This window comes from Sphingomonas sp. NFR15 (assembly GCF_900103265.1).
Lineage (GTDB): Bacteria > Pseudomonadota > Alphaproteobacteria > Sphingomonadales > Sphingomonadaceae > Sphingomonas > Sphingomonas pollutisoli.
The window spans coordinates 20,000-42,431 of sequence record NZ_FMWX01000001.1; the positions used below are offsets into that span (position 1 = coordinate 20,000).

20 protein-coding genes and 1 riboswitch are annotated in these 22,432 nt (G+C 68.4%); of the genes, 15 read left to right on the forward strand and 5 right to left on the reverse strand.

All coding sequences use genetic code 11. The features are described 5' to 3' along the window. The first annotated feature begins 6 nt into the window (after positions 1–6). The 5 genes from cobN to cobJ are packed head-to-tail and all read left to right on the forward strand — an operon-like array spanning position 7 to position 6,449. Positions 7–3,276, forward strand: coding sequence for a cobaltochelatase subunit CobN (gene cobN, locus BLS81_RS00095; protein ID WP_093219207.1), 3,270 nt, complete (start codon positions 7–9; stop codon positions 3,274–3,276). Continuing rightward, the gene (locus tag BLS81_RS00100) at positions 3,273–4,358 is read left to right on the forward strand and encodes a cobalamin biosynthesis protein CobG (protein WP_256326000.1); all 1,086 of its coding nucleotides are present in this window, start codon (positions 3,273–3,275) and stop codon (positions 4,356–4,358) included. The genes cobN and BLS81_RS00100 overlap by 4 nt, the downstream gene beginning before the upstream one ends. Next, on the forward strand, positions 4,358–4,987 hold the full coding sequence (locus BLS81_RS00105; protein WP_093219212.1) for a precorrin-8X methylmutase: 630 nt from the start codon (positions 4,358–4,360) through the stop codon (positions 4,985–4,987). The genes BLS81_RS00100 and BLS81_RS00105 overlap by 1 nt, the downstream gene beginning before the upstream one ends. Then, positions 4,984–5,709: a precorrin-2 C(20)-methyltransferase gene (gene cobI / locus BLS81_RS00110; protein WP_093219214.1), complete on the forward strand. Its 726-nt coding sequence runs from the start codon at positions 4,984–4,986 to the stop codon at positions 5,707–5,709. Before BLS81_RS00105 ends, cobI begins: the two co-directional genes overlap by 4 nt. After that, entirely contained in the window at positions 5,706–6,449 is a 744-nt protein-coding gene (gene cobJ / locus BLS81_RS00115; RefSeq protein WP_093219216.1) for a precorrin-3B C(17)-methyltransferase, read from the forward strand. The genes cobI and cobJ overlap by 4 nt, the downstream gene beginning before the upstream one ends. On the opposite strand, the gene BLS81_RS00120 is transcribed toward cobJ, so the two are convergent. After that, complete coding sequence (locus BLS81_RS00120; RefSeq protein ID WP_093219219.1) at positions 6,425–7,174, reverse strand: cobalt-precorrin-6A reductase; 750 nt, start codon at positions 7,172–7,174, stop codon at positions 6,425–6,427. The genes cobJ and BLS81_RS00120 overlap by 25 nt on opposite strands. Here BLS81_RS00120 and cbiE point away from each other — a divergent pair. The 7 genes from cbiE (at position 7,173) to BLS81_RS00155 (ending at position 15,530) form a co-directional block, all read left to right on the forward strand. Continuing rightward, the gene (gene cbiE, locus BLS81_RS00125; protein ID WP_093219222.1) at positions 7,173–8,381 is read left to right on the forward strand and encodes a precorrin-6y C5,15-methyltransferase (decarboxylating) subunit CbiE; all 1,209 of its coding nucleotides are present in this window, start codon (positions 7,173–7,175) and stop codon (positions 8,379–8,381) included. The two genes, BLS81_RS00120 and cbiE, sit on opposite strands and share 2 nt — an antisense overlap. Further along, complete coding sequence (locus tag BLS81_RS00130; protein ID WP_093219225.1) at positions 8,378–8,743, forward strand: cobalamin biosynthesis protein; 366 nt, start codon at positions 8,378–8,380, stop codon at positions 8,741–8,743. The genes cbiE and BLS81_RS00130 overlap by 4 nt, the downstream gene beginning before the upstream one ends. Next, positions 8,740–9,525 (forward strand): precorrin-4 C(11)-methyltransferase, encoded by a 786-nt coding sequence (cobM, locus tag BLS81_RS00135; protein WP_093219227.1) that lies wholly within the window; start codon positions 8,740–8,742, stop codon positions 9,523–9,525. The genes BLS81_RS00130 and cobM overlap by 4 nt, the downstream gene beginning before the upstream one ends. After that, positions 9,522–10,835: a cobyrinic acid a,c-diamide synthase CobB gene (locus BLS81_RS00140; protein ID WP_093219231.1), complete on the forward strand. Its 1,314-nt coding sequence runs from the start codon at positions 9,522–9,524 to the stop codon at positions 10,833–10,835. Before cobM ends, BLS81_RS00140 begins: the two co-directional genes overlap by 4 nt. Then, entirely contained in the window at positions 10,832–11,593 is a 762-nt protein-coding gene (gene cobF, locus BLS81_RS00145; RefSeq protein WP_093219234.1) for a precorrin-6A synthase (deacetylating), read from the forward strand. The genes BLS81_RS00140 and cobF overlap by 4 nt, the downstream gene beginning before the upstream one ends. Positions 11,594–11,714: 121 nt before the next feature. Then, a riboswitch (cobalamin riboswitch) is annotated at positions 11,715–11,953 on the forward strand. Between the two features lie 166 nt (positions 11,954–12,119). Continuing rightward, positions 12,120–14,276, forward strand: coding sequence for a TonB-dependent receptor (locus tag BLS81_RS00150; protein WP_256326001.1), 2,157 nt, complete (start codon positions 12,120–12,122; stop codon positions 14,274–14,276). Between the two features lie 210 nt (positions 14,277–14,486). Then, the gene (locus tag BLS81_RS00155; protein ID WP_093219239.1) at positions 14,487–15,530 is read left to right on the forward strand and encodes a HoxN/HupN/NixA family nickel/cobalt transporter; all 1,044 of its coding nucleotides are present in this window, start codon (positions 14,487–14,489) and stop codon (positions 15,528–15,530) included. Between the two features lie 35 nt (positions 15,531–15,565). Here the strand turns inward: BLS81_RS00155 and BLS81_RS00160 are convergent, their stop codons facing one another. The 3 genes from BLS81_RS00160 to BLS81_RS00175 all read right to left on the reverse strand — a co-directional run bounded on the left by BLS81_RS00160 (position 15,566) and on the right by BLS81_RS00175 (position 18,576). Next, positions 15,566–16,993: an amino acid permease gene (locus BLS81_RS00160; RefSeq protein WP_093219243.1), complete on the reverse strand. Its 1,428-nt coding sequence runs from the start codon at positions 16,991–16,993 to the stop codon at positions 15,566–15,568. 252 nt (positions 16,994–17,245) lie between these two features. Further along, positions 17,246–17,506, reverse strand: coding sequence for a hypothetical protein (locus BLS81_RS00170; protein ID WP_093219248.1), 261 nt, complete (start codon positions 17,504–17,506; stop codon positions 17,246–17,248). Positions 17,507–17,511: 5 nt separating this feature from the next. Continuing rightward, positions 17,512–18,576, reverse strand: coding sequence for a Glu/Leu/Phe/Val family dehydrogenase (locus BLS81_RS00175; protein WP_093219252.1), 1,065 nt, complete (start codon positions 18,574–18,576; stop codon positions 17,512–17,514). 130 nt (positions 18,577–18,706) lie between these two features. Here BLS81_RS00175 and BLS81_RS00180 point away from each other — a divergent pair, with 130 nt between their 5' ends. Continuing rightward, a complete protein-coding gene (locus BLS81_RS00180) occupies positions 18,707–19,168 on the forward strand; it encodes an Lrp/AsnC family transcriptional regulator (RefSeq protein WP_093221604.1) in 462 nt (153 codons plus the stop codon). On the opposite strand, the gene BLS81_RS00185 is transcribed toward BLS81_RS00180, so the two are convergent. Continuing rightward, a complete protein-coding gene (locus BLS81_RS00185) occupies positions 19,157–19,978 on the reverse strand; it encodes an IclR family transcriptional regulator (protein WP_093219255.1) in 822 nt (273 codons plus the stop codon). The genes BLS81_RS00180 and BLS81_RS00185 overlap by 12 nt on opposite strands. A gap of 163 nt (positions 19,979–20,141) precedes the next feature. On the opposite strand from BLS81_RS00185, the gene BLS81_RS00190 reads away from it, so the two are divergent. Together BLS81_RS00190 and BLS81_RS00195 are read left to right on the forward strand one after the other, a co-directional pair. After that, positions 20,142–21,320 carry a CaiB/BaiF CoA transferase family protein gene (locus BLS81_RS00190; RefSeq protein ID WP_093219258.1) on the forward strand — a complete coding sequence of 393 codons (1,179 nt, stop codon included), beginning with the start codon at positions 20,142–20,144 and terminating at the stop codon, positions 21,318–21,320. Positions 21,321–21,344: 24 nt separating this feature from the next. Next, positions 21,345–22,412, forward strand: coding sequence for a glycoside hydrolase family protein (locus BLS81_RS00195; RefSeq protein ID WP_093219261.1), 1,068 nt, complete (start codon positions 21,345–21,347; stop codon positions 22,410–22,412). The last annotated feature ends 20 nt before the right edge of the window (positions 22,413–22,432 follow it).

Below are 22,432 nucleotides of genomic sequence, written 5' to 3' on the forward strand. Positions count from 1 at the left end.
CCGGCGATGCACGTCATCTTTCGCGAAACGCATGGGCTGGAAGAGACCGCCGCCCCGCGCGATCTGTGGCAGGATGCCGCCGATCTCGTGGTGCTGTCGTTCTCGGACAGCGATCTCGGCGCGTTTGCGGCCGGATGGCGCGCGACGGTGGCTGAGGCCGCTGACCGCGGCATGCCGAGCCTGCGGCTCGCGAACCTCGCCGAGCTGACGCACCCCCTGTCGGTCGATACCTATGTCGATCGGACGCTCGGGCCCGCGAAAGGCATATTGATCCGGCTGATCGGTGGCGCGGCCTATTGGTCTTATGGATTGCAGCAGATCGAGATGCTGGCCCGCCGGAACGGCATCGCACTGGCCGTGGTGCCGGCGGACGGGCGAGCGGATGCCCGGCTCGACGCCGCATCCACCCTGCCGATCCAGACATTGCGCAGGCTCGCGCAGCTTTGCGATATCGGTGGCGCAGCGGCGGCGCGGGCGGCGTTGGCCCAGTTCGCGTCGGCGGCGGGTTTGCACGTTCGGCCTGGAGAGGGCGTGGGCGCCATTGGGCCGGTCGGCGGCTGGCGGCCCGACCCGGGAGTCGCCTGCGCCGCCGCCTTCGCGATGACGGCATGGCGGCCGCGTATCCTCATCGTTTTTTACCGGTCATATCTGACCGCCGCCGATCTCGACCCGGTCGCGGCGTTACATGCGGCGTTCACCGCGCGCGGGTATGATGTGCTGGGGATGTTCGCGCCGTCGTTGAAGGACGATGCGGCGCGTGGCTGGCTACGCCGCTGGGTCGCCACGTTGGCGCCAGCCGCGATCGTCAACGCGACGGCGTTTTCCGCCCGCGACGAGAACGGGGCGACGCCGCTGGACGTCGCAGGCGTCCCGGTCTTCCAGATCGCGCTCGCCACATCCGGCCGAGCGGCTTGGATGGAAGCTCCGCGTGGCCTCTCGCCCGCCGATCTGGCGATGCACGTGGTGCTGCCCGAGGTCGATGGGCGCGTGTTCGCGGGCGTCGCGAGCTTCAAGGACGACGCGGCGCGCGACCCCGAGCTTCAATATACCCGCCGCGAACACCGCGCCGATCCGGCGCGGATCGATGCCATCGCCGCGCGCGTCCACGGCTGGGTCAGCCTCGCGGCAAAGCAAGCCGCCGAACGCCACCTCGGCATCATCCTGTCGACCTATCCCGGCAAGGCGCATCAGATGGCGCACGCGGTGGGACTGGACGCGATCGCCTCAGTCGAGGCGATGCTGCACGATCTGACGGAGGCGGGCTATGCGACACCTCCCGCTGCCGACCTCGCCCAAGCGCTGCGATCGCGATGGCTCGAATGGCCGATCGCCGACTATCGCGTCGCGCTCACGCGCTTGCCGGCGGTGTTGCAGGCCGATCTCGCGTCCGCATGGGGGGCGCCCGAGGACGATCCCGCCATCGTGGACGAAGCGTTCCGGTTCGCCGCCATCGCCATAGGCGACAGCATCGTCGCGCTTCAGCCCGAACGCGGCCGCCCGGCGGCGCGGACAGAGGACTATCACGATCTCTCGCGGTGTCCGCGCCACGGCTTTGTCGCTTTCTATCTGTGGCTGCGCGAGCGCGGCATGGACGCGTTGATTCATGTCGGCGCCCACGGCACGCTGGAATGGCTGCCGGGCAAGGCGGTCGCGCTGTCGGACGTGTGCTGGCCCGAGGCGCTCACGGGTGCGACCCCGGTCGTCTACCCATTCATCGTCAACGATCCCGGTGAGGCGGCACAAGCCAAACGGCGGATCGGCGCGGTGACGGTCGGTCATGTGCCCCCGCCTCTCGAGCGCGCCGGCGGCGGCGCGGGACTGGGGCGGCTGGAGGCGTTGCTCGATGAGTTCTCGAGCGCCGACGGCCTCGATCCGCCGCGCCGCGCCCGTCTGCGGGCCGACATCCGCGACGAGGCCAAGGCACTCGGGCTGGAAAGCGCGCTCGGTCTGACGGGGGTGCGGTCCGATGCGGAGGCGATCACCCGCATCGACACCTTCGTCTGCGACGTCAAGGATAGCCAGTTCAGCGATGGCCTTCACGTGTTCGGACGCGGCGAGCATGGCGCGGCGGAACGCGCCGGCTTACTCGGCGCGCTGGATGGGCGGCGGGTGCCGCCAGGTCCAGCTGGGTCGCCGTGGCGCGGGCGGCGCGATGTGCTGCCGACGGGGCGGAACCTCTATACGACCGATCCGCGCGCGGTGCCGTCGCGTTCGGCGCACGCGCAAGGCGTGCGGCTCGCCGACGAGTTGATCCGCCGCCATTTGCAGGATCATGGCGAATATCCGAAGGGGCTGGTCGTCGATCTCTGGGGTTCGGCGACGATGCGCACGGCGGGCGAAGAGTTCGCGATGGCGCTCCATCTGCTCGGCGCGGAACCGGTGTGGGACATGGGATCGGAGCGTGTGACCGGGGTCGAGATCCTCCCGCTCGCCATGCTCGACCGCCCCCGTATCGACGTGACGTTGCGTGTGTCGGGACTGTTCCGCGATGCCTTCTCGCCATTATGCGCGATGTTCGGACAAGCCGTCCGGGCGATCGCGGCCCGCGACGAACCGGGCGAGAGAAATCCCTTCATCGGCGCGACCGTCGGCCCCCGCGTCTACGGCCCCGCGCCGGGGCGCTACGGCGTCGGGATCGACGAGACCGCGGACATCTACACGTCCGAAGCACGCCGGAGCGCGGGCGAGGCCTGGCTCGCCGCATCGTCACATGCTCTCGACGATCACGGGGGGCGGGCCGATCCGACCGGCCTGCGCCAGCGTATCGCCGCCGCCGACACGTTCGTTCATGTCCAGGATCTGCCCGAGACCGACCTGCTGCTCGCGGCCGATTACGCCGCGCACGAGGCCGGGTTCGCGGCGGCGCAGGCGGCGATCGGTGGCAACGCCGCATTGTATCATCTGGACGCGACCGTGCCCGATCGTCCGCGTGCCCGGCCACTCACCGAGGAGATCGCCCGCGTGGTCCGCGCCCGCGCCGCGCACGCCGGCTGGATAGCCGGCATGATGCGCCACGGTTTCCGCGGCGCAGCGGAAATCGCGGCCACGCTCGATCATCTTGGTGCGTTCGCGCATCTCGCCGGCGTGGTCGCGCCCGAATCGCTCGATCTCTATTATGACGCGACGCTGGCGCGAGATGATGTCCGCGCGTTCATGGCAACGGCCAACCCCGCCGCGCTGGCCGCGATGGAGGCCCGCTTCGCGGCGCTGCTTGCGGCAGGCTTATGGTCGACGCAGCGCAATTCGATCCTCGCGGCGCTGGATGGCGCGGCATGATCCGCGGCTGGTGCCCGACCGCGTGGCGACCGATGGCGGCGGGCGACGGCCTGCTGGTGCGCGTGCGCCCGCGCCTCGGACGGCTGACGCGCGAGCAGATGCTCGGCGTGTGTGACGCCGCGCTCGCGTGGGGGAGCGGTCTGATCGACATGACCAACCGCGCCAATCTGCAAATTCGCGGCGTCGCCGAGAGTAACTGGGAGCCGCTCGTCGCCGCGCTGGTGGCGCTTGGCCTGGTCGATCCCGATCCCGAATTGGAAGCGCGCCGCGCCATCCTGGTGGCACCGCAGTGGGCGGTGGGCGACGATACCCATCGCATCGCCTCCGAACTCGAGCACCGGCTGGCTTGGCTTCCCGATCTGCCCGGCAAGGTCGGCTTCGCGATCGACGCGGGCGAGGCGCCGGTACTGCGCGACGACCCCGCCGATTTCCGGGTCGAGCGCGGCGCGAGCGGCGGCCTGATCCTGCGCGCGGACGGGCGCGACAGCGGGGCGGCGCTGGTGCCCGGTAGCGAGGTCGATGCGCTGATCGCTTTTGCCGAATGGTTCGTGGCGAGCGGTGGCCGCGATGCGGGGCGGATGGCGCGACACCACGCGCCGCTCCCGCGCTGGGCGGCCGGGGCCGAACACCCTGCCCCGCCGATGGCGCAGCCGATCACGCGGCGCCTCCCGGTCGAAGCGGCGCAGGGCCTGCCGTTCGGACGGATTGATGCCGAAACGCTGCGTAAGTCCGACGCCGAAGCGATGCGCACGACGCCGTGGCGGATCGTCATCTTCGAAGGCGTCACGCATGCAACCGCGACGGGCGTACGCCTCGATGCCGATGCCTGTGTCGGCGCCCCCGCCTGTCCGCAGGCCAGCGTCGAAACACGCGCGCTCGCGATACGGCTCGCGCCGCTGATCGATGGCCGGCTTCACGTCTCGGGATGTGCGAAAGGATGTGCCCGCGCTGCGCCGGCGGACGTGGTCCTGACCGGACGGGACGGCCGCTACGACCTGGCGTTCGCCGCGCGCGCCGGGTCGGTGCCGACAATACCGGGGCTCGATGCGGCCCAACTTCTCACCTATTTCGGAACCGCCTGATGCCGCACGTTTATGAGACCGATGGCGCGGCGATCTACCGCCGGTCCTTCGCCACCATCCGCGCCGAAGCAGCGCTTGCACGCTTCGGCGTGGAGGAGGAGCCGGTCGCCGTCCGCATGATCCACGCCGCCGGTTTGGTGGGTCTCGCGGAGCACATCCGCTTCTCGCCAGGCTTTGCGCTTGCCGCGCGCGCCGCGCTTGAACGCGGAGCCCCCATATTGTGCGACGCGCGCATGGTGAGCGAGGGGATCACCCGCGCCCGCCTGCCCGCCGACAATCCGGTGATCTGCACGCTCCACGCCCCGGAAACGCGGGACCGGGCGCGCGCGATGAACAACACGCGCTCAGCCGCCGCGCTGGAACTCTGGCGCCCGCATCTCGCCGGCGCGCTGGTCGCGATCGGCAACGCACCGACGGCGCTGTTTCACCTGCTCGATATGCTGGAAGATCCGGCATGTCCGCGTCCCGCCGCGATCGTCGGTTGCCCGGTCGGCTTCATCGGCGCGGCCGAGTCCAAGGCGGGGCTCTGGGCCGAACAACCCGCTCCGTGCGTGATCGTCGATGGGCGGATGGGTGGCAGCGCGATCACCGTCGCGGCGATCAACGCACTGGCGAGCCGGGTCGAATGACGCCCGGCACCGTCCACGGCGTCGGCCTCGGCCCCGGCGCGCAGGATCTGATGAGCGTGCGCGCCGACCGGCTGGTGCGCGGCGCGCGCAACATCGCCTTCTTCCGCAAGCCCGGCCGGTTCGGGCAGGCGCGGCGGATCGTCGAGGGGATGCTCCGCGCCGACGCGAGTGAATTCGCGATGGAATATCCCGTCACCACCGAGATCGCCACCATCGACCCGCGTTATGCCGCGCAGCTCGCCGGCTTCTACGCCGATTGCGCGCGCCACCTCGTCGCGCTCGCGAGCGGCGGCGAGGACGTGGTGGTGCTGTGCGAGGGCGATCCGTTCTTCTACGGATCGTTCATGCATCTGCACAGCCGGCTGACCGGGCTCGTGCCGGTACAGGTGGTGCCGGGGATGACTGGCATGTCGGGCGCGTGGACCGCTACCGACACGCCGATCACCTGGGGCGACGACGTGCTGACCGTGCTGACCGCGACCTTGCCCGAGGCTGACCTGGTGCGCCGCATCCGCGATACCGATGCGCTAGTGGTGATGAAGATCGGCCGCCACCTCGACAAGCTGCGCCGCGCCGTCGCCGCCGCCGGTCGCGACGAGGCGGCATGGCTGGTCGAACATGCCGCAATGCCCGACCAGCGCGTCACCCGCCTCGCCGATGCGGACAGCGTCGCGCCCTATTTCTCGATACTGCTCATCCACGGGCAAGGGCGGCGGCCGTGAGCGGATGGCTCGCCATCGCCGGGCTCGGTCCCGGCGCCGCCGCGCAGGTCACCCCCGAAGTGACCGCCGCGCTGGCCGACGCGACCGACGTGATCGGCTACATCCCCTATGTCGCGCGCGTGGCGCCCCGCCCCGGGCTGACGCTGCATCCTTCGGACAACCGCGTCGAACGCGATCGTGCCCGCCATGCGCTCGATCTGGCGACGGCGGGTCACAAGGTGGTGGTGGTGTCGTCGGGCGATCCCGGCGTGTTCGCGATGGCGGCGGCGGTGTTCGAAAGCGTCGAACATGGCCCGCCCGCATGGCGCGCGCTCGACATCCGCGTGCTGCCCGGCATCTCGGCGATGTTCGCGGCGGCCGCGCGCGCAGGCGCACCGCTCGGACATGATTTCTGCGCGATCAACCTGTCGGACAATCTCAAGCCGCAAGCGGTGATCGACCGGCGCATCCGGCTCGCGGCCGAAGCGGACTTCGTGATCGCCTGCTACAATCCGCGCTCCAAGGCGCGCCCGGACGGGCTGACGGCAGCGTTCGCAATCGTGCGAGAGGTCTGCGCGGACGATCGCCCGGTGCTGTTCGCCCGCGCGGTTTCGACGCCCGAGGAACATCTGCGGATCGTGCCGCTCCCCGAGGCTCGCGCCGAGATGGCGGACATGCGGACCGTCGTCATCATCGGCTCGAGCCAGACGCGCGTGATCGCGGGAACCCGCTTCCTCTACACGCCAAGGTCGGCGGTATGATCGATCCAGCGCAGCACGGCGGCTACGGTATCGACCTCGGTTCGCGGCGGCAGACGCGGTCGGTCGATCATCAGCACGGGCAGGCCCAATGCGCGCGCGGCGATCAGCTTGGCCTCGGCGCCGCGCCCCCCCGCGTTCTTGCTGACGACCAGATCGATCTCGTGCGCGCGCATCAGGGCGATGTCGGCATCGACGGTGAAGGGTCCACGATCGACGGCGACATGATGATGCGCCAAGCCGGGCGCTTCCCGCGGGGCATCGACGAAGCGCAGCAGATAGTGATGCTGCGGCTGCGCGGCGAAGGCATCGACATGCATCCTTCCCAGCGCGAGCATCACGCGGCGCGCCGGCCCAGCAAGGGCGGCGACGGCGCCGGGGATGTCGGCGACGTGGTACCAGCGATCGCCGGGCTGCGGGGTCCAGGCGGGGCGCGTGAGTGCGAGATGCGCGACGCCAGTCCGCGCGGCGGCGGCGGCGGCGTTCGCGCTCATCCGGGCGGCGAACGGGTGCGTCGCGTCCACCAGATGCGTGACACCGGCACCGCTCAGATACGCCGCGAGACCAGCAACCCCGCCGAAACCGCCGATCCGCACCGCGACCGGCTGCGGCTTCGGATTCGCGACACGGCCCGCGTAGCTGAGCGTGGCGGTGAGCTCACGCGCCGCCAGCGCGGCCGCAAGCGCGCTCGCTTCGGTGGTGCCGCCGAGGATCAGGATGTTCCGCATGGCTGAAGCTACTGAAAATCCATGGTTGACGATCGTCGGATTGGGCGAGGATGGACCAGCGGGCCTCTCCGCCGCAAGCCGTGAGGCGATCGCGCGCGCGGAGTGGGTGACGGGCGCGGCGCGTCACCTCGCGCTGCTGGGCGATTTGACCGTCGCCGCGACACCGTGGCCGGTACCCTTCGCCGACGGCATCGCACCGCTGCTCGCACGGCGCGGTCGCCGGGTGGTGATGCTGGTCTCGGGCGATCCGTTCTGGTTCGGCGCCGGAACGGTGGTGACACGCCATCTCGCGGCGGACGAATGGATCGCCCACCCCGCCCCCTCCACCTTCACGCTTGCCGCCGCGCGCTTGGGGTGGGCGATCGAGGAGACCGCCTGCCTCGGGCTTCATGCCGCACCTTCCGAGCGCCTGCGCGCTCACCTGGCTCCGGGCATGCGCGCGATCGTGCTGGTCCGGGACGGTGCTGCGGTCGCGACGCTGGCGCGCTATCTGGTCGCGTGCGGGTTCGGCGAGAGCGCGATGTGGGTGTTGGAGGCGCTCGGCGGCCCACGCGAGCGCGTTCGCCGGACGCAGGCGGAGGGGTATGATTTCGCGGATGTTCTCCACCCGGTCGCGGTCACGATCGAGGCGGCCGGGCGCGGTCCGGTCTTACCCGCGACATCCGGGCGGCCGGACGACTGGTTCGCGCATGACGGACAGATCACCAAGCGCCCGGTGCGCGCGCTAACGCTATCCGCGCTCGCACCGCGCCCTGGCGAGACGCTGTGGGACATTGGCGCCGGATCGGGATCAATCGCAATCGAATGGCTGCTTGCGCATCCCGCCAATCACGCAGCCGCGTTCGAGGCCGATCCCGCCCGAGCGACACGCGCGCGCGACAATGCGAACGCGCTCGGCGTCGATCGCCTGCGCGTGGTCGTGGGACGCGCGCCCGACATCCTCGCTGGCGAGCGCCCGCCCGATGCGGTCTTCATTGGCGGAGGGCTGTCGGACAGCATGGTGGAGTGGCTCTGCAAGGCTGTGCCGCGTGGCACCCGGATCGTCGCGAATGCCGTGACGCTCGAATCCGAGGCGGTTCTGGCGCGCTGGCATCTCAAGAAGGGTGGCGAACTGATGCGGATCGAAGTCGCCGATGCCGCACCGATCGGCACGCGGCGTGGCTGGCGGTCGCACTATCCGATCGTGCAGTGGAGCGTGACGCTGTGATCGTCGCAGGGTTTGGCCATCGCGCGGGCGCCGAAGCATCGTCCTTGAGCGCGGCGTTAGCGCTCGCGCAGGCGGGTGGACGGCCCGTCACCGCCCTCGCCGCACCGGCGGACAAGACAGCGCTACTGGCGCCCCTCGCCCGGGCATTGGCACTGCCGCTGATCGCGGTGACACCCGAAGCCTTGCGCTCGGCCGATACGGCGACCCGGTCGGCCTTCAGCCTCATCGCACGTGGCATCGGCAGCGTCGCGGAGGCCGCCGCGCTCGCCGCCGCAGGGCCGCGCGCGCTGCTCATCACGCGGCGCCACATCTCCCCGGATCGCATGGCGACCTGCGCCATAGCCGAAGGATCTTTCGCATGACCGTGCATTTCATCGGCGCCGGCCCAGGCGCGCCCGATTTGTTGACGCTGCGGGGCCGCGACCGGATCGCGGCATCCCCCGTCTGCCTCTATGCGGGATCGCTGGTGCCTTCCGCGCTTCTGGACCATTGCCCGCCGGGCGCGCGGATCGTCAACACTGCGCCCTTGTCGCTCGACGCGATCATCGCCGAAATCGCGGACGCGCATACGCGGGGGCAGGACGTGGCGCGGCTCCATTCGGGCGACCTTTCGATCTGGTCCGCGATGGGCGAGCAGCTTCGCCGGCTGCGCGCGCTCGACATACCGTTCACCATCACCCCCGGCGTCCCCGCCTTCGCCGCGGCGGCCGCCGCACTGGAGAGCGAACTGACGCTGCCCGGCCTCACGCAGTCGGTCGTGCTTACCCGCACGCCGGGCCGCGCGAGCACGATGCCGCCGGCGGAGACCCTGGCGGCTTTCGCCGCCACCGGCGCTACGTTGGCGATCCATTTGTCGATCCACGCGCTCGACAGCGTAATCGCCGAACTGACGCCCCGCTACGGGCCCGATTGCCCGGTCGCGATCGTCTGGCGGGCAAGCTGGCCCGACGCGCGGATCGTGCGCGGCACCTTGTCCACGATTGCGCAGGCGGCGGCGGGCGGCCCTGAGCGAACCGCGTTGATTCTCGTCGGTCCGGTCCTCGCCGCCGCCGATTTCATCGAGAGCAGCCTGTACGCGCCGGAATATGACCGCCGCTTCCGGCCGCGGACCGCCGCGTCTGCTTTCGCGGCGACCGGCGAATGACGCCCGGTTTGATGATCGCCGCGCCTGCATCCGGCGCAGGCAAGACCACGGTGATGCTCGGTCTGCTGCGGGCGCTGCGCGAGGACGGGCTGGCGGTTCAGCCGTTCAAGAGCGGTCCCGATTATATCGACCCGGCCTTCCACCGCGCGGCGAGCGGACGGCAATCGTTCAATCTCGATAGCTGGGCGATGCCGCGTGCGATGCTGAGCAGCCTCACCGCGCAGGCGGAGGGCGTGGATCTTGTCCTCGCCGAAGGATCGATGGGGCTGTTCGACGGCGTCGCCGAGCCAGGCGCCACCGGTAACGGCGCGACTGCGGATATCGCGAAGCGGATGGGTTGGCCGGTGGTGCTTGTCGTTGACGTATCGGGGCAAGCGCAATCCGCCGCCGCCACCGCCCTGGGCTTCGCACGCTACGATCCAGATCTCACGGTCGCGGGCGTGATCCTCAACCGGGTGGCGAGTCCGCGCCACGAACGGCTCGCGCGCGGCGGGATGGCGGCTGTCGGTATCCGCATATTCGGCGCGCTGCCCCGGCGCGGCGATCTCAAGCTGCCCGAACGGCATCTCGGACTCGTACAGGCGGCCGAACACCCCGATCTCGACGCGCGCATCGCCGACTATGCGGCGTTCCTGCGCGCCCATGTCGATCTCGCTGCGCTGCGCGATGCCGCCGCAGCCGCACAGCGCGATCCGGTCGGGCGGTGGCGGTTCGCGCCGCCCGCGCAGCGTATCGCCCTGGCGCGGGATGCGGCATTCTCCTTCACATACCCGCATATGCTCGACGCGTGGCGTAGCGCCGGTGCGGAGATTCTGCCGTTCTCGCCGCTCGCCGACGAGCCGCCCGATGCGACCGCCGACTTCGTCTGGCTGCCCGGGGGCTATCCCGAGCTTCACGCCGCGCGGTTGGCGGCGGCGGACACGTTCCGGGCCGGCCTCGCCGAACATGCCCGAACCCGCCCCGTCCACGGCGAATGCGGCGGCTACATGGCGCTGGGAGAGGGCCTGATCGACGCCAACGGCACACGGCACCGCATGACGGGACTGCTCGGCCTCGTCACCAGTTACGCGCAGCGGCGTATGCACCTGGGCTATCGCCGCGCCACCCTGCTGGCGCCGATAGCCGGTCTCGCCCGAGGCGCCGCTCTGCGGGGCCATGAATTTCACTACTCGACGATCCTCGAACAGCCGGACCCGCCGCTCGCGTCCGTGAGCGATGCGGACGGTAACAGGGTCGCGGAGAGCGGATCGTATCGCGGACAGGTATCGGGCACGTTCTTCCACCTGATCGCGCCGGCCGAAGACCGATGATCGACCTGCACCTGATCGGCATCGGCACCGGCAACCCCGATCACCTCACCCGCGAGGCCGAGGCGGCGATGAACGCGGCCGATCTGATTCTGCTGCCGCGCAAGGACGACGCCAAATCCGACCTGATCGACTTGCGGCGCGCGCTATGCGCCAAAGTGCTCACCAAGCCGGTGCGCGTCGTCGCGTTCGATCTTCCCGTCCGCGCGCGGGATGGCGACTATCTCGCCGCCGTCGGCGACTGGCACGATGCGATCGCCGCGGCGTGGGCGACGCAGATGGCAATGCACCTGCCGAACGGCGGTCGGCTGGCGCTGCTCGTCTGGGGCGACCCTTCGCTGTACGACAGCACGCTGCGCATCGCGGACCGGTTGCGGACGAACGGGATGGCGGTGCGGGTCCATGTCGTGCCAGGCATCACCAGCCTGCAGGCGCTCACCGGCGCGCATGCGATCCCGCTCAACACGCTCGGCGCGCCGGTTCTCATCACGACCGGGCGGCGGCTGCGTGACGGCGGCTGGCCGGACGGCGTCGATAGCGTCGCGGTCATGCTGGATGGGGCGTGTGCCTTCACCGCGCTCGTGTCCGACGGCCTGACGATCTGGTGGGGCGCGTACCTCGGCATGCAGCAACAGGCGCTGATCGCGGGTCCGCTGGCGGAGGCCGCGCCGCAGATCGTGAACCGCCGTGCCGCGCTGCGGGCCGAGCACGGCTGGATCATGGACACCTATCTGCTTCGCCGTACGCGCGCCTTCGCATGACCGGACCCGCTTCCTCGCACACCTCGACGAGTTGTTCCGTCGCGGCGCGATGAACGACGCGGCTTGCGTGGCGCTGGTCGCTTCAGTACCAGACGGACGAGGCGAGCGATCGCAGGGTCGCTCGCGTCATGATCGCGCTGGTGCCCCGTGAGGGGCTTAAAAGGGAACGCGGTACGGGATTTCGTCCCAAGGCCGAGGCTGTCCCTGCAACTGTAAGCGGCGAGCGCGATGCACATCGCTTCCATCCACTTGGGCGGAAGCAACCACTGGGTCGAACGCGTATGCGCGAGGCCTGGGAAGGTCGTGCATCGTAGCGTTGACCCGTGAGCCAGGAGACCTGCCAGCGTGGGTCGCTCTTGCTTCGGCCCAGGGGGTGGCTGCGGCACGGTGAACTCCGTTCGAGCGACGAAGGTGCGGGGGGCCGCACGGGCAGGCGTGACGGTCGCGATGGCGTCCGGCCGGCGCGGCTGCCGCCGTTCGCGCGGGAAGGCCCACCGGTTCGTCCGACGCCGGGGGACCGTAATGAATGCGAAATCTCATGACTTTTGCGGCGGGGGCCATCACGGTCGTCGCCACGACGGCGGGCGCGCAGACGCCTGCCACCCGCGACGACGCGGATAGCATCCTGGTAGTGGGCGAGCGTCAGCGTTCGAGCCTGACCACGCCGAACACGACCGGCAGCCGGCTCGGCCTCACCGCACTGGAAACGCCCGCCACGCTCTCGACGATCGCGGGCGATCTGATCCGCGCGCGCGGCGACATGTCGGTGGTCGAGGCGGTGAGCCGAGCTCCGGGTATCAGCAACGTCGGCAATCTCGGCAACGGCGGCACCGCGCTCGCGGCGCGCGGGTTCGGCGGCCAAGGTTCGGTGCTGCACCTGATCGATGGCGTTCGGCTGTTTCCGGTCGCCGGCACGATCACCTTCCCCACCGATCCGTGGATGGTGCAGCGGATCGACGTCCTGAATGGCCCGGCGTCCGTACTTTACGGCCAGGGTGCGCTCGGCGGCGCCGTCAATGTCGTCATGCGCAAGCCGGATACCAAGCGCACCGCCGTGGAGGGCGAAATCGGCTATGGATCACAGAACAGTTTCCATCTCGCCGCCGGCATGGGTGGGCCGCTGAACGACCGGCTCTCCTACCGCGTCGATGGCAGCTATCGGCGTTCGGATGGTTATGTCGATCGCGGGCAGTCAAGCGGCTACGCGCTATCGGGCACCTTGCGCTGGGCACCGGCCGACGCGATCGTCGTCACCGCGCGCGGCGATTATGGCGATCAGCGGCCGATGCGCTATTTCGGCACGCCGCTCATCGACGGCCACCTCGATCCCGCGATCCGCGAGCGCAACTACAATACGCGCGATGGCCACACGCACTATCGGGACAGCCGCACCAGCGTACAGGTCGATTGGACGCCGAGCGGCGCGCTGTCCTTCAGCAACCAGGCATACCGGCTAACGAGCAAGCGGTTCTGGCTCAATCTGGAAAGCTATTGTTGGATCGCCGCCGACGGCTTCTGCCCGAATGGCCTCAACGAAGACCCTGCCCCACCCGGGCAGATCTATCGCACCGGCATGACCGGCATCGTCCACGACCAGACGCAATGGGGCGATCAGGGCAGCGCGACGTGGCGGACCACGCTGGCTGACAGCATCGGCAACGATTTCGTCGTCGGGTTCGACGCGAACCTCATCAAGATGCGCTATTCGCACAATTTCGGTTCGGACCCACAGATATCGGTGGTGGACCCGATCGCGTTCGATCCCGGATCGATCGTCGATACGCAAGGTATCGCGCCGCGCTATCGTACACGCACCAGCGAAGTTTCGATCTTCGCGGAGGATCGGCTCAAGGTCGGCGATCATGTCTCGGTCATCGGCGGCGTCCGCCATGAACGGGACCGCGTCGAGCGCTGGACGATCGCGCCATCGGGCGCCGAGAGTTTCGCGCTCGACAAGACGCTATCCAATACCACCTGGCGGGTCGGCGGCGTGTACCAGCCCACCAAACCCCTCTCGCTCTATGCCCAATATGCCACCGGCGTGGACCCGCTGGGTACGCTAACCACCTATTCGACCGGGCAGGTTCAGTTCAGCAACGCCACCGGCGATCAGGTCGAGATCGGCGCCAAGGCCGTGTTCCTCGGCGGTCGCGGCAGCGCGACCCTCGCCGCCTATCGGATCGTCAAGAAGGGTCTGCTGTCGCAACGCACACCCGCCAGCCCGGTCGAACAGATCGGCCAAAGATCGGCCAAGGGGATCGAGGCGGCGGTATCGCTCGATCTTCCGCACGGCTTCGGGTTGGACGCGAACGGCAGCATTCTCGACGCGCGGTTCGACGATTTCCTCTCGGGCGGCGTCAATTTCGCCGGCAACACGCCGCCCGACATACCTGAACGGATGGCGAACCTGTGGTTGCGCTGGGATGCGACCCGCCGACTGCAAGCGCGCGCGGGGCTACGCTATGTCGGGCGCCGATTTTCGGACAATGCCAATCGTTTCCGACTGCCGGGTTACGCGACAGTCGACGCCACGCTGTCTCATGCGCTGACGCGCTTGGTCGCGGTCGATATCCATGTCTACAACCTGTTCGGCACGGATTATGCGACCAACGCCTACAGCGACCAGCAATGGGTGCTCGGCAGGCCGCGCGCCGTGGACGTGTCGCTTCGTGCCGGCTTCTAGCCTCATGCGCGTCGCCCGGCGCTGGCTGCACCTGACACACCACTGGATCGGCATCGCGCGCTCTGGAAGGTCGCGATCGACGATCCCGCGCGGGCGGACCTCTATGTCCTCTCGGCGACCGGCGTGGGGTGTTCTGATCTCGCTGTTCTCCCTGATCGGGCTGGTGACGTCGGTGAGCGGCGTTCGGCCAGGCTATAAGAGGCTCGTACGATGACCGATCCCACGTCCCGCCCCCGCCTGCGGCGGCGTATCGTGCCGCTGCTGACACTCCTCGTCACCGCGAACGCCGCAGGCTGGATATGGGCCGCCAGCCTGTTCCACGCCGCGCCCGCCATGCTCGGAACCGCGCTGCTCGCCTGGACGCTCGGCCTCCGCCACGCCGTCGATGCCGATCATATCGCCGCGATCGACAACGTCACCCGCAAGCTGATGCACGGCGGATCGCGCCCCGTTACCGTCGGCCTGTGGTTCGCGGTAGGACATAGCGCCGTCATCCTGGTCGCGTCGGTCGCGATCGCGGCGACGGCCAGCGCGCTCACCCGCTTTGAGGCGCTCAAGGCCGCCGGCGGCGTCGCCGCGACGATCTTCTCGGCCGGCTTTCTGTTCGCCATCGCGGGCATCAACCTCGTCATCCTGCACTCGGTATGGCGGACGTTCGCGCGGGTTCGCGCCGGCGCCAGCTACCGCGACGGCGATCTCGACATGCTGCTGGCAGGGCGCGGCCCCATCTCACGTCTATTCCGCCCGCTGTTCCGGCTGGTGACGCGACCGTGGCACATGGCCCCGCTCGGCTTCCTGTTCGGTCTCGGCTTCGATACCGCCACCGAAGTCGCCATTCTCGGCCTGTCCGCCGCGCAGGCGGCGCGCGGGTTCGCGTTCGCGCCGGTGCTGGTGTTTCCGGCGCTGTTCGCCGCCGGGATGGCGCTGGTCGACACCGCGGACGGCATCCTTATGCTCGGCGCCTACGAATGGGCGTTCGTGCGGCCGATCCGCAAGCTCTACTACAATATCACCATCACGGCGGTTTCCGCGCTGGTGGCGGTGATGATCGGCGGGATCGAGGCGACCGCTCTGTTCGCCGACAAGCTCGGACTGTCCGGGGGACTGTGGGACGTCGCGATCGATCTCGGGGGCCGCTTCAACCTGCTCGGTTTCTTCATCATCGGACTGTTCGCAGCCGCCTGGGCGATCAGCTTCGCGATCTATCGCTGGAAACGCTTCGATGAGATCGAGGTGCAGCCATCGAGGCTGTAGCATCTCGCACCAGCCGCGATGCTGCGCGGGCCTGCCTACGACGCGCGCGCCGCCTTCACGCGCCCGAGTAAGCTGCGCGAGCGGCCGTAGGCGAAATACACGCCCAGGCCGATCAGGTTCCAGATGGCGAAGCGCTCCAGTGTCTTCTCGGGCAGCGAGAACAGCAGATAGACACACCCAAGGATCGCCCCCGTGCCGACCAGATACGGCTGCGGGCAGCGAAACACGCGGCGCGCGTCGGGCGCGCGGCGGCGCAGGATCATCATGCAGGCGCCGACCGCGATGAAGGCGATGAGCGTGCCGGCATTGGCGAGTTCCGCGATCTCATCGAGCCGGAAGAATCCCGCCACCGCGGCGACGAACACCCCCGTCATACCCGTCACCAGGACGGGCGCGCCGGTACGCGTCGACACGTTGGACAGCGCGCGCGGCAACAGCCCGTCTCGCGCCATCACGAAGAAGATCCGGCTCTGCCCGTACATCATCACCAGGATGACCGATGGCAGCGCGATCAGCGCCGCGCCAGCGATCGCCCAGGATGCGAACGGATGCCCCAACGTCCGTAGTACCAGCGCGAGCGGTTCGGACGACCGTCCGAGCGCGGTGAACGGCATCGCGCCGACCGCGGCCACCGCCACGAGTACGTAGATGATCGTGCACAATGCCATCGATCCGATGATGCCGATCGTCAGATCGCGACCGGGATTGCGCGCCTCCTCGGCCGAGGTCGCCACCGCGTCGAACCCGTAAAAGGCGAAGAACACGATCGCCGCCGCCGCCATCACGCCGCGCGTCCCGCCGCCCTCGACATGGCTGGCGAAGCCATAGGGCATGAACGGATGCAGATTCTGCGCATCGAACGCGGGGATCGCAAGGATGACGAACGCGCTCAGCGCGACCAGCTTGATGGCGACCAGGAAGATGTTGAACGTCGCGCTCTCGCGCGTACCCGCCATCAACATACCCGCGATGCCGAACGATACGACCACCGCCGGCAGGTTGATGATCCCGCCGGCATGCGGGCCGTTGAGGATCAGGGCGGGCAGATGTACGCCGACCGCGCCGAGCCAGCCGACCAGATAGCCCGACCAACCGACCGCGACCGTTGAACAGGCGAGCGAATATTCGAGGATGAGGCTCCATCCCACCACCCAGGCGAGCGTCTCACCGACCACCGAATAGGTGTAGGTGTAGGCGCTGCCCGCAGTCGGGATCATCGTGGCGAGTTCGGCGTAGGCAAGCGCCGCGCACGCGCAAACCGCACCCGCGATAGCGAAGGCCAGGATCACCGCCGGCCCCGCGCGCTCCGCGCCAACGCCGGTCAGCGTATAAATGCCGGTACCGACGATCGCCCCCACGCCGAGCGCGATCAGGTGCGGCCAGGACAAGGTCGGCTTGAGGCGACGGCCGTCGTCAGGGTCGATGCTGCGTTCGATCGGCTTGATCGGCCCCAGAAGATTCATTTAGCCACCCTTTGCTGTCGCGGACCCAAACGACCGAGAGCCCCACGCGGAAGCGGTCCTCGCGATCGATCCAGATCGTCTTGGAAACCGGCGTTGATACCCGGTCCCTCCATCGAGCGGATAATGCCCGTCGTGCCGACCACGTCCACCCTTTCCTCGACATCGGCACCGATCCGGCCGAGAACGGCATGGCTGTGCGCTTGGGAGATCTGCAATCGTGACCTCGATGATCGCCCTTCAGCCCCCGGAACGTCAGCACAGGACGAGTTGAACCGCCTCCACATCGATCATCGCGCGGATATTCTCCGCCAGCAGCTCCGCGCGATCGACATCGATATCGCCAAGCCGGATCGAAATCCGCATCTCGTCCCCCTGCCGAATGGCGTCGACCTTGTCGGGCACCCACCCCAAACGCGCGACGAAGCCGAGGACGCGGCACAGAAGCTGGGCGTCCGCCGAGGCCGCCACGGTGAAGGCGATCGGCCTGGGCGACTTCGTATGAGCGGTCGGCATGGCGATCAGGCGGCGAGCGCTGCGGTTCTCCCCTCGCCCGCGATGATCGCGCGGGCCAGCCGGTCGGCCGCGAGATGCGGCGCCACCTGATCCGCATCGGCGAGATCGAGCACCTGCGCGAGCCGCGTGCCGATGCGATCGACACGCGCGCGCGACTCGTCCTCGCTCCAGCCGAGATACTCGGCGGCGACGTTGATGATGCCGCCTGCATTCACCAGATAATCGGGCGCGTAGAGGATGCCGCGTTCCGCCAATTCATCGCCTTGCGCGGACGTGGCGAGTTGGTTGTTGGCAGCGCCGCACACCACCTTGGCCCGGAGCCGGCGAACCGCCGCCGGATCGAGCACGCCACCAAGCGCGCAGGGCGCGAACACGTCGATCTCCGCCTCCAGCAACGCCGCCGAGCTCATGATGTGCGCGCCGAACGCCGTCGCCGCTCGCGCCGCGATCTCGCCGCGCGATTCGGCGACGATCAGGCGCGCGCCGCTTTCGTGGAGCAACCGACATAGCGCGAAGCCGACATGCCCAAGCCCCTGCACCCCGACCGTGACATCGGATAGGGGAGCGCCGAGCGTGCGGCGCACGGCGACCTCCATCGCGCCCAGCACGCCGCGCGCCGTCCATGGCGAGGGATCGCCCCCTGCCCGGCCAGGCTGCTGGGTCAGGCCGGCGACGTGGCGGGTGGCTTCGGCGACATCGCCCATATCCTCGACGCTGGTGCCGACGTCCTCCGCGGTCACGTAGCGGCCGCCGAGCGACTCGACCGCACGGCCGAACGCGCGGAACAGCGCCGACCGGTCGAACGCCCCGCGCGGAGCTCGGATCACCGCCTTGCCGCCGCCCAGCGGCAACCCGGCCAGCGCGTTCTTGTAGCTCATGCCCTCGGCCAACCGCACCGCGTCCGCCGTCGCTTCGCTTATCGACGGATATGACTGGAATCGGCAGCCGCCTGCCGCTGCGCCCAGGCTCGTCGAGTGGATCACGATGACGCCCTCCAACCCCGAAGCGGGATCGTCCAAGCGAACGATTTCGCGCGGCGGCAGGGGTTCGAGCGAATGGGACACAGGCATCGGGATACGTCCTCGGAATTTCGAGAGAACATTACGCGAGATTTCGCGGCGATTCCGACCTATTTCGCTTCCGTCTGGCGCGATCCGACATATATTGACCCGACATATCGCAGACTCGGGAAAAAACGTGCTGGATAAGCTGGACAGCTACGAGCGGAAGATCCTGCGGGTGTTGCAGGCCGACGCATCGCTTTCGACTGCGGCGGTGGCGGAGGCGGTCGGCCTCTCCGCCTCACCCTGCTGGCGACGAATAGACCGGCTTGAGCGCGACGGTTTCATCAAACGTCGCGTCGCGATCCTGGATCGCAAGAAGCTCGGGCTGAACGCACAGATATTCGCGCAGGTGAAGCTCAACGCGCACGGCCGCGCGCATCTCGACGAATTCGCCTCCGCGATCCGCGACTTCCCTGAAGTGCTCGAATGCCACGTCCTGATGGGATCGATGGACTTCATGCTGCGCGTCGTCGCCGCCGATATCGAGGCCTATGAACGTTTCTTCTTCGAAAAGCTCTCGACGTTGCCGGGCGTGAACGAGATCAACTCGATCGTGGCGCTGTCGGAGATCAAATCAACCACGGCGCTACCGGTCTGACGGCTCGCCCTTCGACCGACCCAGCGTAAGTCCGGCGGCTTGCGAAATCGCGTCCGCCGCGCGCCGCAACGGCTCCAACAGCCGCTCGTGGCGCGCGTCTCCATCCGCACCGATCAATGTCGCGATCGTCAAGGCCGCGTTGAGCGGCGCACCCGGGCTGCCGACCAGCACGCCCATGTCGGCGCTGCCGAGAAACCGCTCGCCGACCGACTCGGCATATCCGTCGCGCGTGATCGCCGCGATCCGTTCCAGCTTCTGCTTGCGCGCGGTGGCGCTCATCGCGCGCCATTCGGGCAACCGGCCGAGCACCCCGTCGCGCGCCTGCGCCTGCAAGCCCGCGAGCAGCAGGCGGCCTGAATTGGTGTGGATCGGCGAATGGGTCGAACCGACCTCGACCGAGAGGCGGAAAGCGTTCGGACTTTCCTCCTGTGCCAGCACCAGCACCGCGTCGCTCTGCAATACGGTGAGATGGCAGCTTTCGCGGACCTCGTCCGCGAGCGCGCGCATGAACGGGCGCGCGGTTGCGACCAGCCGTTCATAAGGCGAATGAATGCGCGCCAGTTGGAACAGCTTGAGCGTGAGCGAATAGCCCCCGCTGGTCGGCTCGCGCGCGATGAACCCGCGCCCCTCCAGACAGGCGAGCATGCGGAACAGTTCATTGGGTTGCCGTTCGAGCGCGCGCGCGAGTTGCGATTGCGTGAGCGGCACCGCCTGATCGGCGAGATACTCGATGATATCGAGACCCTTTTCGAGCGCCGGCACCATATATTTGCGGCGACGCTCATCGGTCGACAGTGCCTTCTCGGACATCGTGTTCCCTATACCGGAATATCTAAGCCCTTGTATCTCAACATGTGGCACTCAGACAACGGCCCGGCGCGAACCCGCCAGTTCGCCGTTGTATATTCATATAGACATTGTATGTTCATATACAAATATTCTCGGCGGAGTGATCTCGTGAAGCGGCCGCGCAATGCACGCTGAGGCATTTTCAAGACAATCAGCGCAACCATCCGGCCCGCTCGCTGGATTGGTCGTGCTCGACATGGCGCAGTTCCTCGCAGGGCCTGCGGCGGCGTTGCAACTCGGCGATCTCGGCGCGCGCGTCATCAAGATCGAACGGCCGGACGGCGGCGACCTCGCGCGACGAATGTATCTGAGCGACACCGATATCGACAGCCACTCGACCTTGTTTCACGCCATCAACCGCAACAAGGAAAGCATCGCGCTCGATCTCAAAGCGGCGGACGACCTCGCGGCGGCGAAGCGGCTGATCGAACAGGCCGATGTCGTCATCCAGAACTTCCGTCCCGGTGTGATCGAGCGGCTCGGCTTGGGCTACGATGTCGTCAGGCGGATCAACCGCCGCATCATCTATGCGAGCGTGTCGGGCTATGGCGGCGCGGGGCCGTGGGCGAAGCTGCCCGGCCAGGATCTGCTCGCGCAGGCACGCTCCGGCGTGATGTGGCTGACGGGAACGGCCGAAAGCGGACCGATGCCGATCGGGCTCTCGGTCGCCGACATGCTCGCCAGCCATGTACTCGCCAAGGGTATTCTGGCGCTGCTCGTCCGGCGCGGGCTGACCGGCGTCGGCGGGCAGGTTGAGACCAGCTTGCTCGAAGTGCTGGTCGATTTCCAGTTCGAGTTGCTTACGACGCATCTCAACGATGGCGGTCGTGCGCCGCAGCGCGCCGCCGCGCACGGCGCCAACGCCTATCTCGCGGCACCTTACGGCGTATATGCGACGCGGGACGGGCATCTGGCGCTGGCGATGACGCCGCTCGCGCGGATCGAAACGTTGCTCGAGCTGCCGGGGTTGGCGGATGCCGGCGACGGCTTCGCGGGCCGCGATGCCTTGCTCGACCGCATCGGCCGCCGGCTGAGGGAACGTACCACCGACGAATGGCTGACGATCCTCGAGCCCGCCGGCATCTGGACGGCGCCCGTGCTCGACTGGCCGGCCTTGCTTGAGGCGGAGAGCTTCCGCGCGCTCGATATGCTCCAGCGGATCGGCACCAGGTCCGGCTCGATCCATACCACGGCAAGTCCACTACGGATCGACGGCATGCGGCCGCTCAGCCCGAATGGCGCCCCCGATGTCGGACAGCATAGCGCCGCGATCCGCGACGCTTTCGGGCTCGATCGCGATTGACCGTATAAAGACCAGGAGACGGGCATGGCCTTGAAGCAGGTTTCACGTCGCGGCGTACTCGCGGGCGGCGCGGCGGCCATGAGTGCCACGATCGGGACGTGCGCGTTTGCGAGGCGGCACCGCGATCCGGCGGCATGGCTCCGTACACCATATAAATACAACAAGCTGATCCTCGGCGGCTCAGGCGTGGCTGGTGCGTTCGATGAGAAGGCCGTCGACTGTCCGTTCGTCTTCTCGCACGAAGGCCGTTTCCATCTGACCTACGTCGGCTTCGATGGCAACGGCTACCAAACCGGCATCGCGGTGTCCGACGATCTCGTTCATTGGGAGCGGCAGGGCATCATGCTGGCGCGCGACCCCGCCGATCCGGTCACGCGCTACAATGTCGCCTCCGCCTCGATCCTGCGCGAAACCGAATTGTATTCCCCCGGTCGATTGATCCGCGTCCGCGGCGAATATGTCTGCGCGTGGCACGCCTATCCGAGCGCTGGGTATGAGGCCGGCCCGGCGGTGATTGGACTCGCGTTCAGCCGCGACCTCAAGACCTGGCGCCGCGAGCGGCCGATCCTGTTCCCGCGGGACGGCGCCGATTGGGAGCGCGGCGGGCTCTACAAACCGTATTTGGTCAAGGATGGCGACACCTTCTACCTCTATTACAACGCCAAGACCGCCGAGAAGACGTGGCGTGAACAAACCGGCGTGGCGATCTCGCAGGATCTCAAGACGTGGCGGCGGCATCCGGGCAACCCGGTGCTGCGCAACGGTGCGCCCGACGCACCCGACAGCCGTTTCGCGAGCGATCCCTTCGTGGTGACGCACCGCGGGCAATGGGCGATGTTCTACTTCGGCCTCTCCGCCGCCGACCGCAAGGCGCGTGATCTGGTCGCGGTGGGTTCAGACCCGTTGCACTTCACCAAACTCGACGAGGTATTGGTCGATGCTGGCCCGCACGGCTCGATCGACGACGACTATGCCCACAAGCCGGCACTGATCTCGCATAGGGGCGACTTGTACCATTTCTACTGCGCGGTCGGCGGGCGATACCCCGACGACGTACGCGGGATCTCGGTGGCGCGTTCGCGCCCCTGGTGAAGAGCAGCGCCTCGCCCTCC